The sequence below is a fragment of the Acinetobacter entericus genome, from assembly GCF_026168575.1.
Lineage (GTDB): Bacteria > Pseudomonadota > Gammaproteobacteria > Pseudomonadales > Moraxellaceae > Acinetobacter > Acinetobacter bouvetii.
Genome location: NZ_JAPEQW010000112.1, coordinates 1 through 802, shown reverse-complemented (window position 1 = coordinate 802; position 802 = coordinate 1). Strand labels below are relative to the sequence as shown.

At 43.5% G+C, this 802-nt stretch carries 1 pseudogene; it reads left to right on the top strand.

From position 1 onward, the window contains the following. Window positions 1-43: 43 nt before the first annotated feature. A pseudogene (locus OKC24_RS19785) lies at window positions 44-802 on the top strand (hypothetical protein); the annotation flags it as partial.

Genomic DNA, 802 nt, shown 5'->3' with positions numbered 1-802 from the left:
GATGATTATTACAACGTGACTTTACGATTTTTGGAGCTAGAAAATGCCGATTGAAACTAAAGATCTGGTGATCTACAAACCAGAACGCTTAACTGATAATGAAGATGGCGGCGGAAAATATTCTGGCCAAACCATTGAAGACGGCTTGAGTAACAACCTTTTCGACGATATCTCTGAGCTCAACCGTACTACTGGCGATGTGTCAATGCGCAAGATATTTCCAGCGGTCACCACTGCGGATACAGACAAGCTTATGGGCGTTACGGTATTCATTTCAGAGTTGCCGAAAGATCCGAACGTTTCCGCATTGCTGTTCAGCACAGAATCATGGACGGACGAACGTAAAGCCGCTCAAAACCGTGTTGAAAACTATTTAGCTAAAGGCGGTCAATCTGCTGGTACACCGCTTGATACGCATTACCAAGGTATGAAAATCCTGCAGGTCGCCATGTTTCCACAAGAGACAGAATCGGCTGTAGGTGATTCAATTGTTTTGGTGTCAAATGAAGGTAAAGCGCTGCAGCATGAGCAGTATGTGCGAATCACTAAGGTTGAAACACGTACTGCTATTCTTGTTAGTGAGCAAAAGAACATTGAATATAAGATTGCAACCTATACGATCAGTGATGCTTTAGATCAAGATTTTGTAGGGCTTTCGGCTAAACAGTGGTACAACGGCGAGAAATCCACAACGATTATCCGCGATACACTTGTTGCAGATACTGGCACTTACTATTCATCTACAGGGCTTACCGTTGATGCCAATGTGGGTGAATACACTGTAAATGCTGAGGGTATCTAT